Source organism: Lutibacter flavus, from assembly GCF_900188355.1.
Classification (GTDB): Bacteria; Bacteroidota; Bacteroidia; order Flavobacteriales; family Flavobacteriaceae; genus Lutibacter; species Lutibacter flavus.
Map to the genome: position 1 here is coordinate 185569 of NZ_FZNX01000002.1, position 13658 is coordinate 199226.

The window sequence follows — 13658 nt, forward strand, 5'->3', positions numbered from 1 at the left end:
CTTCAAAACTTAAACATTAACTTTGCGCTACAAATAGTTAAATTTCACTTCAACATAAAATAAAATGGAATTAAAAAATAAAAAAGCCATCATTACAGGTGGAAGTAGAGGGCTTGGAAAAGCGACAGCAATAGCATTTGCAAAACTTGGAATTGATGTTGCCATTACTGGTAGAAATGAAGAAAAATTACAAGAAACTGTTTCTGAACTAAAAGCTTTAGGTGTAAATGCTTTTTATGAAATATTTGATGTTGGTAATTATGAAGAAGTAAAAGTTGGAATTAAAAAATGTATTTCAAATTTAGGATCTCTAGATATTTTAGTAAACAACGCAGGAATTGCTGCTTTTGGTTCTTTTACCGAAATGGAAGTTAGTGTTTGGGAAAACATTATTAAAACCAACGTTTTAGGCATGTATTATGTTACCAAAGAAGTGTTGCCTTATTTAATTGATAAAAATGAAGGAGACATTATTAATGTGTCATCAACCGCTGGTTTAAATGGAAATGCAAATATTTCTGCATATTCTGCTTCAAAATTTGCAGTTATTGGCATGTCACAATCATTAATGAAAGAAGTTCGTAAAAAAAATATTAGAGTAAATACATTAACGCCAAGTACCATTGCAACTGAAATGGCCTTAGAATTAGGAATAACTGATGGAAATACAGAAAAAGTATTACAACCAGAAGATTTTGCACAATTAATTGTGGCTGGTTTACAATTACCTAGACGAGCAATGATGGCAAATGCCTCATTATGGTCTACAAATCCATAATTTACATAAAAGTTTAAGTTATTTTTAGCGCTTTTTTGATCATAAATTCATAAAATTAAAACAGGTAAATAAATGATAATAAAAGATCTAGTTGGTACCTACAATATTATTGGTAGTAACCAAGATGCAGCTGAGAATACCTATAATGGAACACTTACTTTATCACTTGATAGTAACAATAGAATAATTGCTAAATGGTTCATAAATAATGAGCAAGAACAAATTGGAACCGGATTTTTTAAAAACAATATTTTAGTAATTAACTTTAGTTATCAATCGGAAGACGAAACTACTTATAAAGGGGTAGTTGTCTATCAATGTATTTCGGATTCTGTTTTAGATGGATTTTGGTCAGAAAAACACGGAGATCCGTTGTTTTTGGGCTCAGAACGCTGTTTTAGAATTAAAGAACAAGAAGAATTATTAAATTAAATAATACACGATGCAATGTCCTTGTAGTATTGAAAAAAAATACAGTGATTGTTGTAAAAAAGCACATCAAAATATAGGTTCAGTTTCTTCTGCTGAAGCATTAATGCGCTCTAGGTACAGCGCATTTGTGTTAGCAAATATTGAATATTTGCAAAAAAGTCACCATAGTAAAACAAGGCCGTTAAAAAAAGAGAAAAGGGATATTGAAAAATGGACAAAATCTGTAAAATGGTTAAAATTGGAAGTACTAAATACTACAAAAGACACCACTAATGATTCTACAGGAACCGTTGAGTTTAAAGCTTTTTTTATGGAAAATGGGAATATTAATGTTATTCATGAAAATTCAAAGTTTGTTAAAGAGAATAACCATTGGGTTTATGTAGGTGCGCATGATTAAACCAAATAGGGTATTCTACATTTTAATTTTCTGAAACTTTTATAACACGTTCAACAGTATCTAATTTAGATAGTGTTAATCGAACAATACTATCTGCTTTTGCAACTAAATCGTGAGGAACACTAGCTTCAAGTGAAACTAAATCACCTTTTATTAAATTATAAGTAGTACCATTTACCCCAAAATCTATAACGCCTTCAAAAATTTCAACAGTAATTGGAAAGGATGTTTTATGTTCTTGCATTACCTGATTTTTCTTCATTAAAACTCGAATTTCTTTGGTAGTATCTGTTTCAAATAATACTGAAATTGAAGGTTTTACTTGATTAAATATGATATTTTCCGTTAAGGATGATTTTTTCATAAAATTGGTTGATATTATTATAAATAAACAATAAATATACTCAATACTTTTTTATATTTTAGCAACAAACTATTTTAACTCATTTTATAAAGATTATGGCAGAAGACAAAGAAAAAGCAGCAAAATTAAAAGCATTACAACTTACTTTAGATAAATTAGATAAAGCTTATGGAAAAGGAACCGTAATGAAAATGGGTGATGTTGCTATTGATGATATAGATGCAATTTCAACAGGTTCATTGGGATTAGATTTAGCTTTAGGTGTTGGTGGATATCCAAGAGGTAGAGTTATTGAAATTTACGGACCAGAATCATCGGGTAAAACAACTTTAACATTACATGCAATTGCTGAAGCGCAAAAAGCAGGAGGTATAGCGGCTTTTATTGATGCAGAACACGCTTTTGATCGTTTTTATGCTCAAAACTTAGGTATTGATATTGATAATTTAATTATTTCTCAACCAGATCACGGTGAACAAGCATTAGAAATTGCCGATAATTTAATTAGTTCTGGCGCAATTGATATTGTAGTTATTGACTCGGTTGCTGCACTTACACCAAAAAGTGAAATTGAAGGTGAAATGGGTGATTCTAAAATGGGATTACACGCACGTTTAATGTCGCAAGCACTTAGAAAATTAACCGGTACTATTCATAAAACAAATTGTACAGTTATTTTTATTAACCAATTACGTGAAAAAATTGGGGTAATGTTTGGTAACCCTGAAACAACAACTGGTGGTAATGCACTTAAATTTTACGCATCAGTTCGTTTAGATATCAGAAGACGTACACAAATTAAAGACGGGGATAAAGTTATAGGGAATAGTACTAAAGTTAAAGTTGTAAAAAATAAAGTGGCTCCACCTTTTACAATTGCAGAATTTGATATTATGTACGGAAAAGGAATTTCTAAAACAGGTGAAATTCTTGATTTAGGTGTTGAATTTGGAATTGTTAAAAAAAGTGGATCTTGGTTTAGCTACGGTGAAACAAAATTAGGTCAGGGTAGAGATGCTGTAAAAGCTTTAATACAAGATAATCCAGATTTAGCCGAAGAATTAGAACAAAAAATTAAAGAAGTTATTAATAGCCAAGAATAGTATTAATTATTAAATAGGCTAAATATCATTAGAAGGAGGGGGATTTATATTTCCCTCCTTTTTTTTATTAAATAATCGATTTATTTATAGCGTTTTAGGTTATAAAAAAAAATATTAAAAGTTTTGCTGTTATTAATATTAGTCTATTTTTGACAAAGTTTAAATAATTTGAATTATTATTTTATAACTTTAAAAATTTACTAATATCTTTTGAAAACTAATACTATAAAAACGCTACTTGGTAGATCAGACATTGTCGATTTTCCTGAATTGGAATTATTCGGTATCGATATTAAAGTAGATACCGGGGCATATACATCAAGTTTTCATTGTCATCATATTGAAGTGGAAAATAATGTTTTAAAATGTCAATTTTTAGATCCAAAACATGAAAAATACCACGATAAATATTTTACTTTTAAAGAGTTTATTCAAAAAAATGTAAAAAGCTCAAACGGAATTACAGAAAATAGATTTATCATAGAAACTAAAATTCTTATTTTTAATGAAATTCATACAATAGAATTATCTTTAACAGAAAGAGGATCAATGACATACCCTGTTCTTTTAGGAAGAAAATTTTTATCTAAAAAATTTATTATAGACACGGCTAAAAAAAATCTATCTTTTAAAAAACTAAATAAAAAAATCGAATAAATGAAAATTGTTGTTTTATCAAGAAACCCAAATTTGTATTCTACAAAAAGGCTTATTGAAGCTGGAAAAAATAGAAATCATGAAATGCTAATTGTAGATCATACTAAATGTGATATTATAATTGAAAAGAAAAAACCAGCTATAAGATACAAGCATGAACTTTTAAAAGATGTAGATGCCGTAATACCTAGAATAGGTGCATCTGTTACATTTTTTGGAACTGCAGTTGTACGTCAGTTTGAAATGATGAAAGTATTTACGGCAGTTGAATCTCAAGCGTTAATGCGTTCAAGAGATAAATTAAGGAGTCTACAAGTATTGTCTAGAGCTGGATTGGGTTTGCCTAAAACGGTATTTACAAACTATTCAAAAAACGTAGAGGATGTAATTGAAGATGTAGGAGGGACACCATTAGTAATAAAATTATTAGAAGGTACTCAAGGTTTAGGTGTGGTTTTAGCTGAAACTGACACTGCAGCAACTTCAGTATTAGAAGCTTTTAATGGATTAAAGGCAAGAGTAATTGCTCAAGAATTTGTAAAAGAAGCTAAAGGTGCTGATATTAGAGTTTTTGTGGTAGATGGTGTGGTTGTTGGAGCAATGAAAAGACAAGGTAAAGAAGGAGAGTTCCGTTCAAACTTGCATCGTGGAGGTTCTGCGGAAATTATTAAATTATCTATAGACGAAGAAAATGCAGCATTAAAAGCAGCTAGAGTTATGGGGTTAGGAGTTGCAGGGGTAGATTTATTACAATCGGCCAGAGGTCCACTTATTTTAGAAGTAAATTCTTCTCCGGGACTTGAAGGTATTGAAGCAGCAACAGGTATTGATATTGCAGGTAAAATAATTCATTATATTGAGCGTCATGCCGAATGATTTTAAAATTCTAAACCAAAAAATTGGTTTAGGAGAAACAGTAACCATAAATATGGATATTGCGCGATTAACTACGCGTTCAAAAATTGATATTCCTATTATTGTTTCCAGAGGTAAAGTTGATGGACCTTGTTTATTATTAATTGGCGGTATTCATGGTGATGAAACAAATGGAATAGAGATTGTACGTCAAATAGTGGCTTCCGGTCTTAATAAACCTGAAAAAGGAACTATTATTTGTATTCCTTTATTAAATGTTTTTGGTTTTTTAAATCAAACAAGAGAATTTCCTGATGGTAGAGATTTAAACAGAATGTTTCCTGGTTCTAATACAGGTTCATCAGCTAGTAAATTTGCCTATTATTTAATGACGAAAGTAATTCCAAAAGTAGATTATTGTATAGATTATCACACTGGGGGAGCACAACGTTTTAATTATTCTCAATTACGTATAAATGGCACCGATGAAGAAACCTTAAATTTGGCAAAGATTTTTGGAGCTCCATTTATTGTGTTTAGTAAAAGTCAAGAAAAAACCTTTAGAAATTCTATGGTTAAATTAGGCAAAAAGGTACTACTTTTTGAAGGAGGAAAATCATTGAATTTAGATAAGAGTGTTACAAAAACGGGGATTCAAGGCGCTATAAATGTCATGCATCACTTAGGGTTACAAGATTTTTCTTCAAAAATTTCAAAAGCAACTAAAGAAAATCCGCCAGTTGTAATTAAAAGCTCAAAATGGATACGAGCTAAACATTCGGGCATGTATAGATCTAGTATAAGTGCTGGTCAAAAAGTTGAAAAAGGGGTAAAACTAGGTAGTATTTCCGACCCTTATGGAAGTTATGAAAATGCTTTTAAAAACCCGCAGGAAGGGTATATTTTAAACTCAAATCATTCTCCTGTTGTTATTCAGGGAGACGCGTTAATTCACATAGGTTTCGAATAGTATAAATGTTAAAAGTAGATAACATATCATTTGGTTATACAGCTAAAGAAGTTTTAAAAAATCTTAGTTTTACTGCAAATAAAGGAGATTACATTGCAGTGGTTGGTGAAAGTGGCTGCGGAAAAAGTACATTATTAGAAATTATTTACGGTTTACTTCATATTGATAAAGGAGCAGTTTATTGGAATAATGAAAAGCTCCTTGGTCCAAAATTCTATTTAATTCCTGGGGAAGATTTTATGAAATATTTACCTCAGGACTTTGATTTAATGCCTTATATAACTGTTGAAGAAAATATAGGTAAAAATATTTCTGTATTAGACGATAACAGACCACAACGAATAAAAGAATTACTTGAAGTTGTGGATATGTCTAATTTTTTAAAAACGAAAGTCAAAAATTTAAGTGGAGGTCAAAAGCAACGTGTAGCAATTGCTAAAGTTTTAGCAAAAGAACCAGAAGTTTTATTATTAGATGAGCCTTTTAGCCACATTGATAATTTTAGAAAAAATCATTTAAGAAGAAGTCTTTTTAAATACTTAAAATCGAAGAATATTTTGTGTATTGTAGCAACACATGATACTACGGATGCTCTTTCTTTTGCGGATGAAATAATTGTTTTAAAAGACGCTAAAATTGAAGCAAAAGGTACACCGGAAGAAATTTATAAGCATCCAAAATCAGCGTATGTTGCATCTTTTTTTAATGAAATTAATGAAATTCCATTAAGTTTAATAGATACTGGAGTTTCAACAAATGAAACTATTTTGCTGTACCCAGATCAAATAAAAATAGTTGAAAAATCGGCTTTAAAAATTGAAGTTAAAGCTACTTATTTTAAAGGCAGTTATTATCTAATTGAAGCAATACTAAATGATACAATTATTTATTTTGAAAACTCTGAAAAGTTAGAAATTAATCAACAGGTTTTTATAAAAAAACTAATAAAAATGTAATTAATTAACAATTTTATTAGTTCCTAGCGGTAATGAAACATAAACACTAGTTCCGCTATTTACATTGCTTTCGATCCAAATATTTCCTTTGTTTAATGTTAAAAATTCTTTGCAAAGTTTTAAACCTAAACCAGTCCCTTTTTCTTTATTAGTTCCTAAAGTTGACAATGTAGAATCTATTTCAAAGACTTTTAACTGAGAATGTTTATTTATACCAATTCCATTATCAATTATTGCAATAGTACAGGTGTTATTTGTTTTATCAACTTTAGCTAAAATGATTTTAATTTCCCCACCATTCGGAGTAAATTTTATAGCATTTGATATAAGGTTTCTAATAACGGTATCTATCATATCATGATCTGCATAAACAAACAGATCATCTTCAAAATCACAATGTAACTTGAGATTTTTTAACTTAATTTGAGATTGAAAAAGACGAATATTAGTAAGTATAATTTTATGAAGGTTTAGGTTGTTAGGTTTAGAAGTAATTAATCCAGCGTTTGCATTGGACCATTTCAATAAATTATCTAAAAGGTTAAATGTATTTTTACTGTTTTGGTAAAGAGTTTTGGTTAGTTTTTCTCTTACTTCATCAGTAATATTATTTAACCAAAGTAGCTCCCCAATCTGTTGAAGACCGCCAAGTGGACCTCTTAAATCATGTGCAATAATTGAAAAGAATTTATCTTTACTTTTTATCAATTCATTTAATTTTATATTGTCTTTTTCTTTTAAAATAAAAATTAAAAGTAATGGGAAAATCAAGTTTAGAATTAAGTAAAACATGACAGGTATCACCATAACATAATTCATTGAATACATTTCAACTCCCTTTATGCTTAGAGCTCCAAAACTACGTGTTAAAATTAATAATGAAATTATAACGAATATGTATCCTGTTAAGTATTGTATTTTAGTTTTTCCTTTTTCTGTTAAAAGTAAATAACTAGAAATCACATACATTATAGCAACATTTAGTGACATAATAGCAATTCTGTTACTCTCGGAATTGGTAATAAAAAAATAAGATATAATAGATAAAATTAATGGGATTAATAGGAATCGTTTAAAGTGCTTAAAATTAAATTCTCGTTCAATAAAAGAAATACAATAAAGTTCGTAATACACAAGAAATAAATAGATAGTGCTATTTATAATAATATTTAAATGGCCTGGTAAACTATCTCTTAATGAGAGTATTATTAAAAAAACAATTCCTAATACTCTTGATAATACAAAAATGTTAATAATAGGGTTTTTTAACTTATATACTTTGATATAAGTAGCAAATAAGCAAATAATAAAAATATTTGCGGCTGCAGAAAAAATGAATAAAGTTTTTACATCAATATTTATCATTACTTTTTTAGTTTTTGTTTAAGTAATACTATAATAAATGTTTAAAAGATAAAATATTTATTTCTAAACTCCTGTACTTCCAAAACCGCCAGCGCCACGTTTAGTTTCACTTAAAATTTCAACAACTTGCCATTCTGCACGTTCGTGTTTTGCAATTACTAATTGAGCAATACGTTCTCCATCATTTATCACAAAATCATCATTAGACAAGTTTACCAAAATCACTCCAATTTCACCTCTGTAATCCGCATCAACAGTTCCGGGTGCATTTAAAACAGTAATTCCTTTTTTAGCAGCTAAACCACTACGAGGGCGTACTTGTGCTTCTGAACCAACTGGTAATGCAATAAACAACCCTGTTTTAATAATAGCACGCTCTAAAGGTTTTAAAGTAATCGCTTCGTTAATATTTGCGCGTAAATCCATTCCGGCTGAGGCAATGGTTTCGTAACTTGGTAATTCGTGTTTTGATTTGTTGATAATTTGTATGTTCATTTTATAAAATGTTTGATATTATTCAATATTAAAACTAGTATTCTTTATTTTCAAGATAATTTTTAAGATTCTTTTTTATAAAATAATTCCAACCTTCTCTACAGCTTTCGCTTTTAAATTCGGGAACATTTTTTGGGAAACTTTCAATTACTTTTGATGTAACTTTTAAGATAGTACTATGTTCTTTTTTAAATAGTTCGAAGTGCACAAAAGAATCTCCCGGATATGTGTCATATTTCCAGTTGTAAACAATTTTTACAAAAGGCTCAACTTCGGTTATTTTCCATAAATGGGTAAAAATTCTGTCTTGGGAGTTTACTTTAAACTCAGTTTTAAATCCAACTTCTGGTTTAAACGATTCAATATTAGAAAAAAACCATTGTTTCATTTCATTAATATTGGTGATCGCATTCCAAATTCTATCCGCAGGTAAATTAAATTGCTGCTCTACACTAATAATTTCGTTTACTTTCATTTATTCAATATTTTAAACAATTATTTTATAGTGTATAACCATTGTATAATATTTAAAAATTCACTACTCCAAAAGGCCTCATTATGTTCGCCTTCTGGATTAATTTTAGTTGCTATATTTTTAGATTCAAAGCCAGTTTTAAGCAGTAAATTTTTCATTTTTTGGGTAGCTGCCGTCATATCTTCACCTTCTTTTCCGCCAACTAAAAGATATAATTTTGAAGTTTTATTATTCCCATTTTTAATAGTGAAATCTTCAACTTGATTAGAAAACCAAAACGAAGTAGATAACGCTCCTATTTTCCCAAAAGTTTTGGGATATTTTAGTCCGCCATAATATGAAATTAAACCACCAAGTGAACTTCCAATTATTGCAGTATGTTTAGCTTGTTTTTTGGTTCTATAATTGGCATCAATAAAAGGTTTTAAGGTGTTTTTTAAAAAATCGATATAAATAGCTCCTTTCCCACCTGCGTATTTTTTATGAGGCCAAGGGGTGTATTCGTTTATTCGTTCTTCACCACCATTTTCAACAGCCACTACAATAAACCCTTTTTTAGTTATTTTATATAATTCATTTAAAGTTTCATCAACTTTCCATTCACCAGCATATGATGTTGCATTATCAAAAACATTTTGCGCATCATGCATATAAATTACTGGGTATTTCTTTGAAGAAGTCTTGTAATTTGGAGGTAAATACACCCAAATTTTATGGTTAATAGAATTTAGATTTGGAATTAAAAATTCCTTTTCAATTATTGAAACATTTGAAGTAGCTGTTGATTTGTTTTCTTGAGAAAGACCAACAATAATACTTGTAAAGAAGAAAAAAAAAGTTAAAAAGGACTTCATATTTTTTGTTTATTTAACCAGGTAAGAGCAGCATTTTTAGAAGCAAATATTTCAAATTTGTACTTCTTAGTTTTTGCAATTTCTTTGTATAATACGGATAGAACGGTATTCTTTGGATTGTTAATAATAATAGCATCTATAATACCGTTATAATTTTCTAAAGATTTATAGTTTTCTTCCACAATAACACTTAAATCTTCAATGGAAAAATTAAATTCAGCATCTCTGGTATCAGAAATAATTTTTAAAATTCTTGGGTACTGCTTATTATTTTTTGTAGCAATAATGTAATTTACAACTTCAGATAAATTAACATTTCCAATATATGCTGTTTCAAGTATATTAGTTGTTTTATTAAATTTTTCTTTAACCATAACTAATTGTTATTTACGTTTTAATAGTTCCAGAATTTCCTTTTTTTCATTGAAATAAATCAAAATTCCAAAAAGTAAAACCAATCCAATAGAAACTAAATAATTTTCTCTAAAGTGGTTAAAAGAAATATAGGAAACTACAATTGAAACTACTAAATAACTTCCAGACTTTTTTAGGTTATATGGCACTGGGTAATGTTTTTTTCCAATAAAATAGGAAAGTACCATCATAGTTCCATAAGCCAATAATGTTGCCCAGGCAGAAGCTATAAACCCAATTTTTGGAATCATTACTACATTTATTACAATGGTTATAATTGCTCCAATTATAGAAAAGAGCATTGCATAACGTGTCTTGTCAGTTAGCTTATACCAAATTGCCAGATTATGATAGACCCCTAAAAATAAATTAGCTAAAAGTACTATTGGAACAATTATTATGGCTTCCCAATAAGCTTCATTAATAAAAGGGCGTTTTAAAACATCAATAAAAACAACAATTCCAACAAAAACTAAGGAACCAACTATTATAAAATAATTTAGAATTTTAGCATAGGTTTCTTTAGCGTCTTTTTTATGTGAATGATTAAAAAAGAATGGTTCAGCACCCAATCTAAAAGCCATAATATATAAATTCATAAAAATTGCTAATTTGTAACAAGCAGCATAGATTCCCATGGCATTTTTATCAATTAGTTTACCAATTAATATTTTATCTAAATTCTCGTTAATTACATAGGCAACTCCAGCAACTGCGATAGGCCAACTATAAGAAATTAATTTTTTGAAAAGAACGGAATTAAAACTCCACTTAAACTTCAATAAATATGGAATTAACAGCAAAAATGAAAAAGCACTACCAATAATATTAGCAATAAATATAAAGTTAACTTTTTGTGTACTGGTGGACAGTTCATTCAAAAAATCTGGTATGGATTTTCCGTTTGCTAAAAACTCAGGAATAAACTTTAAAAATAATAAGTTAATAGCTACAATAATTCCAACATTAATTAATTTGATAGCAGTATATTTTAAAGGTCTTCCAGAAGCTCTTAAATAGGCAAATGGCACTACCATTAGGGTATCTAATGCTATAATTCCTATCAATAATTTAAGTTGCAACGGATTTTGATTAAAGTCGAAAATTGAAGTAAAAAATTCCGAAAATAAAAATGCAATAATTACAAACAAAGTGACGGTAACGAAAACACTAATAAATGCGGTTGAAATTAAGGAGTCTTTTTTTTCTTCAGTTTTATAAAACCTAAAAAAAGCGGTTTCCATTCCAAAAGTTAATAAAACAGATAAAAGCGCTATCCAAATATAAAAATTTGTGTTTTCGGCATAGTTATTAGTTGGTAAAGCATCCGTGTGTACTCGAACTAACAAAAAGTTAATAATACGAGGTAAAACAGCTGCAATTCCGTAAATTAGGGTGTCTTTAAAAAATCGTTTAAGTGCGCTCAAATTGAGTTTAGTGAAATAGTGTTATAAAACATAAATGTACAAAAGTATCATTTCATTTCAATAAAATTAATTTTAAGTTTAGTTATAAAGCTTATTTTAAAATAATGGATTTAAAATTACAGCAACATATAGAAAGTGAAATTAACATAAAATTAAATCGAAATTTAAGATTTAATTGGCAAGCTGTTGGTGGAGGCTCAATAAATACAACTCATAAAATTTCTTCTGAAAATTTTAATTATTTCGTTAAAACAAATACTACTTCAGTTTTTAAAAACGGATTTAAAGAAGAGGTTCTAGGTTTGCAGTTTTTAAAAAAACAAGATACAATAGTACCAAAAATTATTATTGAAGGAATTTTTAATAATCATATTTATTTAGTGTTGGCTTGGATAGATGAAGGAGATAAAACAGTACAATTTTGGAAAAATTTCGCATTCCAATTAGCGAATTTACATCAACATTCATCTGAACAATTTGGATTGGAATACCCAAATTATATGGGAGAATTACTTCAAAAGAATGCTTTTTATAACGATTTTTTTACTTTTTTTATTGAAAACAGATTAAAACCTCAAGTGAAATTAGCATTTAACAAAGGATTAATTCAAACAAAAGAGCTGTCTCATTTTGAAAACTTATATAAACAATTACCAAGTTTATTCCCAATAGAAAAACCAAGTGCGGTTCATGGAGATTTATGGAGTGGAAATTTTATTTGTTCCCTTAATAACAAAGCCGTTTTTATAGACCCTGCTGTCTATTATGGACATAGAGAAATTGATTTAGCTATGAGTACCTTATTTGGTGGGTTTTCACTTGAATTTTACAATGCTTACCAAGAAATACTCCCTTTAGAAAAAGGTTTTAAAAGCAGAAAGGATATTTATAATTTATATCCACTATTAATTCATTTAAACTTGTTTGGGAGATCATATTTTAGAAGTATAGAAACCATTGTTTCAAAATTTTAAGACTACAATTCATTTTGTTTTTTTACTTTTGGCATAACTAAATCTTAATAAATGAGTAAAAACCCTAAAATTGCCGTTTTTGGCGGTGGAAGTTGGGCAACAGCCATTGTGAAAATGTTGTGTGAAAATTTGGAGCAAGTAGGTTGGTATATGCGTAACCAAAACGCAGTAGATTATATTAAAGAAAACGAACACAATCCAAATTATTTAAGCTCTGCAGAGTTTAATGTAGACCAATTATTCCTATCAAGTGATATTAATGAAATGGTGCGCTATGCAGATATATTGATATTTGCGATTCCTTCTGCATTTGTTAAAGTTGAACTTGATAAAATTACTGAAGAATTATCCTCAAAAATTGTGTTTTCAGCTATAAAAGGAATTATCCCTGAAACCGGATTAATTGTTGGTGAACATTTTAATAAAATGCATAATGTACCACTTGAAAACATTGGTGTAATTACAGGCCCTTGCCACGCGGAAGAGGTTGCTATGGAACGCTTATCCTATTTAACTATTGCAAGTAAAGATGAGGAAATAGCGAAGGTTATGAGTAAATACTTATCGAGTAATTATATTAAAACCAAAATTTCAGATGATATTATTGGCACTGAATATGCTGCAATGTTGAAAAATATTTATGCGATGGCTGCGGGTATGGCTCATGGTTTAGGTTATGGAGATAATTTTCAGGCGGTATTAATGTCAAATTCAATTCGTGAAATGAAGCGTTTTATTAAAAAGGTTCATAAAATGAAACGTAATATTAATAACTCTGCTTATTTAGGAGATTTATTAGTAACGGGTTATTCAGTTTTTAGTAGAAATAGAATGTTTGGAAATATGATTGGTAAAGGATATACCGTTAAAAGTGCAATGATGGAGATGAGTATGATTGCGGAAGGTTATTATGCTTCAAAAAGCGCTTATTTATTGAATGAAAAAAACAACATAAATACTCCAATAATTGATGCTGTATATCAAATATTATATCTTAATAAAAACCCTAAGACAGTATTTAAAAACTTAACTAATCTTATAGATTAGTAACCTACTACTTAAGAAGTATTTAATAAATTTTAAAATAATTGTTTAAAACAACTAAATAATACTAACTTAGCTCTTTAATTTATTTTTTA

Annotated in this window: 17 protein-coding genes; 10 read left to right on the top strand and 7 right to left on the bottom strand. The window is 28.8% G+C overall.

Annotated features, from left to right (window positions below):
* The first annotated feature begins 64 nt into the window (after nucleotides 1-64).
* The 3 genes from CHB63_RS06960 (at nucleotide 65) to CHB63_RS06970 (ending at nucleotide 1610) form a co-directional block, all read left to right on the top strand.
* Nucleotides 65-778 (top strand): 3-ketoacyl-ACP reductase, encoded by a 714-nt coding sequence (locus CHB63_RS06960; protein ID WP_089377737.1) that lies wholly within the window; start codon nucleotides 65-67, stop codon nucleotides 776-778.
* A gap of 72 nt (nucleotides 779-850) precedes the next feature.
* Nucleotides 851-1210: a hypothetical protein gene (locus tag CHB63_RS06965; RefSeq protein ID WP_089377738.1), complete on the top strand. Its 360-nt coding sequence runs from the start codon at nucleotides 851-853 to the stop codon at nucleotides 1208-1210.
* Nucleotides 1211-1220: 10 nt separating this feature from the next.
* Nucleotides 1221-1610 carry a YchJ family protein gene (locus CHB63_RS06970; RefSeq protein WP_089377739.1) on the top strand — a complete coding sequence of 130 codons (390 nt, stop codon included), beginning with the start codon at nucleotides 1221-1223 and terminating at the stop codon, nucleotides 1608-1610.
* Between the two features lie 22 nt (nucleotides 1611-1632).
* Here CHB63_RS06970 and CHB63_RS06975 read toward each other — a convergent pair whose 3' ends face one another.
* Entirely contained in the window at nucleotides 1633-1974 is a 342-nt protein-coding gene (locus CHB63_RS06975) for a cupin domain-containing protein (RefSeq protein WP_089377740.1), read from the bottom strand.
* Nucleotides 1975-2069: 95 nt separating this feature from the next.
* On the opposite strand from CHB63_RS06975, the gene recA reads away from it, so the two are divergent.
* The 5 genes from recA to CHB63_RS07000 all read left to right on the top strand — a co-directional run bounded on the left by recA (nucleotide 2070) and on the right by CHB63_RS07000 (nucleotide 6515).
* On the top strand, nucleotides 2070-3077 hold the full coding sequence (recA, locus tag CHB63_RS06980) for a recombinase RecA (protein ID WP_089377741.1): 1008 nt from the start codon (nucleotides 2070-2072) through the stop codon (nucleotides 3075-3077).
* 210 nt (nucleotides 3078-3287) lie between these two features.
* On the top strand, nucleotides 3288-3734 hold the full coding sequence (locus CHB63_RS06985) for an ATP-dependent zinc protease family protein (RefSeq protein ID WP_245856843.1): 447 nt from the start codon (nucleotides 3288-3290) through the stop codon (nucleotides 3732-3734).
* On the top strand, nucleotides 3735-4610 hold the full coding sequence (gene rimK / locus CHB63_RS06990) for a 30S ribosomal protein S6--L-glutamate ligase (RefSeq protein ID WP_089377742.1): 876 nt from the start codon (nucleotides 3735-3737) through the stop codon (nucleotides 4608-4610).
* Nucleotides 4600-5559: a succinylglutamate desuccinylase/aspartoacylase family protein gene (locus CHB63_RS06995; protein ID WP_089377743.1), complete on the top strand. Its 960-nt coding sequence runs from the start codon at nucleotides 4600-4602 to the stop codon at nucleotides 5557-5559. The genes rimK and CHB63_RS06995 overlap by 11 nt, the downstream gene beginning before the upstream one ends.
* Nucleotides 5560-5564: 5 nt before the next feature.
* Entirely contained in the window at nucleotides 5565-6515 is a 951-nt protein-coding gene (locus CHB63_RS07000) for an ABC transporter ATP-binding protein (protein WP_089377744.1), read from the top strand.
* Here CHB63_RS07000 and CHB63_RS07005 read toward each other — a convergent pair whose 3' ends face one another.
* From CHB63_RS07005 to CHB63_RS07030, 6 genes are all read right to left on the bottom strand, one after another.
* A complete protein-coding gene (locus tag CHB63_RS07005; RefSeq protein ID WP_217898403.1) occupies nucleotides 6516-7505 on the bottom strand; it encodes a sensor histidine kinase in 990 nt (329 codons plus the stop codon).
* A gap of 438 nt (nucleotides 7506-7943) precedes the next feature.
* Nucleotides 7944-8375: a dUTP diphosphatase gene (gene dut / locus CHB63_RS07010; RefSeq protein ID WP_089377746.1), complete on the bottom strand. Its 432-nt coding sequence runs from the start codon at nucleotides 8373-8375 to the stop codon at nucleotides 7944-7946.
* A 34-nt stretch (nucleotides 8376-8409) separates the two neighbouring features.
* A complete protein-coding gene (locus CHB63_RS07015) occupies nucleotides 8410-8850 on the bottom strand; it encodes an SRPBCC family protein (protein ID WP_089377747.1) in 441 nt (146 codons plus the stop codon).
* Between the two features lie 20 nt (nucleotides 8851-8870).
* Complete coding sequence (locus CHB63_RS07020; RefSeq protein ID WP_089377748.1) at nucleotides 8871-9704, bottom strand: alpha/beta hydrolase; 834 nt, start codon at nucleotides 9702-9704, stop codon at nucleotides 8871-8873.
* Nucleotides 9701-10078 (bottom strand): hypothetical protein, encoded by a 378-nt coding sequence (locus CHB63_RS07025; protein ID WP_089377749.1) that lies wholly within the window; start codon nucleotides 10076-10078, stop codon nucleotides 9701-9703. Before CHB63_RS07025 ends, CHB63_RS07020 begins: the two co-directional genes overlap by 4 nt.
* A gap of 9 nt (nucleotides 10079-10087) precedes the next feature.
* Nucleotides 10088-11545: an oligosaccharide flippase family protein gene (locus CHB63_RS07030; RefSeq protein ID WP_089377750.1), complete on the bottom strand. Its 1458-nt coding sequence runs from the start codon at nucleotides 11543-11545 to the stop codon at nucleotides 10088-10090.
* Nucleotides 11546-11649: 104 nt separating this feature from the next.
* Here CHB63_RS07030 and CHB63_RS07035 point away from each other — a divergent pair, with 104 nt between their 5' ends.
* Complete coding sequence (locus CHB63_RS07035; protein ID WP_089377751.1) at nucleotides 11650-12519, top strand: fructosamine kinase family protein; 870 nt, start codon at nucleotides 11650-11652, stop codon at nucleotides 12517-12519.
* Nucleotides 12520-12570: 51 nt separating this feature from the next.
* Complete coding sequence (locus tag CHB63_RS07040; protein WP_089377752.1) at nucleotides 12571-13566, top strand: NAD(P)H-dependent glycerol-3-phosphate dehydrogenase; 996 nt, start codon at nucleotides 12571-12573, stop codon at nucleotides 13564-13566.
* Nucleotides 13567-13658: the final 92 nt, after the last annotated feature.

What these genes read in the sequence shown, in the direction of transcription:
- CHB63_RS07040 (WP_089377752.1), top strand. Translation starts at nt 12,571, where the DNA reads ATGAGTAAAAACCCTAAAATTGCCGTTTTTGGCGGTGGAAGTTGGGCA.
- CHB63_RS07025 (WP_089377749.1), bottom strand. Translation starts at nt 10,078, where the DNA reads ATGGTTAAAGAAAAATTTAATAAAACAACTAATATACTTGAAACAGCA.
- CHB63_RS06970 (WP_089377739.1), top strand. Translation starts at nt 1,221, where the DNA reads ATGCAATGTCCTTGTAGTATTGAAAAAAAATACAGTGATTGTTGTAAA.
- CHB63_RS07015 (WP_089377747.1), bottom strand. Translation starts at nt 8,850, where the DNA reads ATGAAAGTAAACGAAATTATTAGTGTAGAGCAGCAATTTAATTTACCT.
- CHB63_RS06960 (WP_089377737.1), top strand. Translation starts at nt 65, where the DNA reads ATGGAATTAAAAAATAAAAAAGCCATCATTACAGGTGGAAGTAGAGGG.
- CHB63_RS06975 (WP_089377740.1), bottom strand. Translation starts at nt 1,974, where the DNA reads ATGAAAAAATCATCCTTAACGGAAAATATCATATTTAATCAAGTAAAA.
- CHB63_RS07020 (WP_089377748.1), bottom strand. Translation starts at nt 9,704, where the DNA reads ATGAAGTCCTTTTTAACTTTTTTTTTCTTCTTTACAAGTATTATTGTT.
- CHB63_RS07005 (WP_217898403.1), bottom strand. Translation starts at nt 7,505, where the DNA reads ATGTCACTAAATGTTGCTATAATGTATGTGATTTCTAGTTATTTACTT.
- CHB63_RS07000 (WP_089377744.1), top strand. Translation starts at nt 5,565, where the DNA reads ATGTTAAAAGTAGATAACATATCATTTGGTTATACAGCTAAAGAAGTT.
- CHB63_RS07035 (WP_089377751.1), top strand. Translation starts at nt 11,650, where the DNA reads ATGGATTTAAAATTACAGCAACATATAGAAAGTGAAATTAACATAAAA.
- recA (WP_089377741.1), top strand. Translation starts at nt 2,070, where the DNA reads ATGGCAGAAGACAAAGAAAAAGCAGCAAAATTAAAAGCATTACAACTT.
- dut (WP_089377746.1), bottom strand. Translation starts at nt 8,375, where the DNA reads ATGAACATACAAATTATCAACAAATCAAAACACGAATTACCAAGTTAC.
- CHB63_RS06995 (WP_089377743.1), top strand. Translation starts at nt 4,600, where the DNA reads ATGCCGAATGATTTTAAAATTCTAAACCAAAAAATTGGTTTAGGAGAA.
- CHB63_RS06965 (WP_089377738.1), top strand. Translation starts at nt 851, where the DNA reads ATGATAATAAAAGATCTAGTTGGTACCTACAATATTATTGGTAGTAAC.
- rimK (WP_089377742.1), top strand. Translation starts at nt 3,735, where the DNA reads ATGAAAATTGTTGTTTTATCAAGAAACCCAAATTTGTATTCTACAAAA.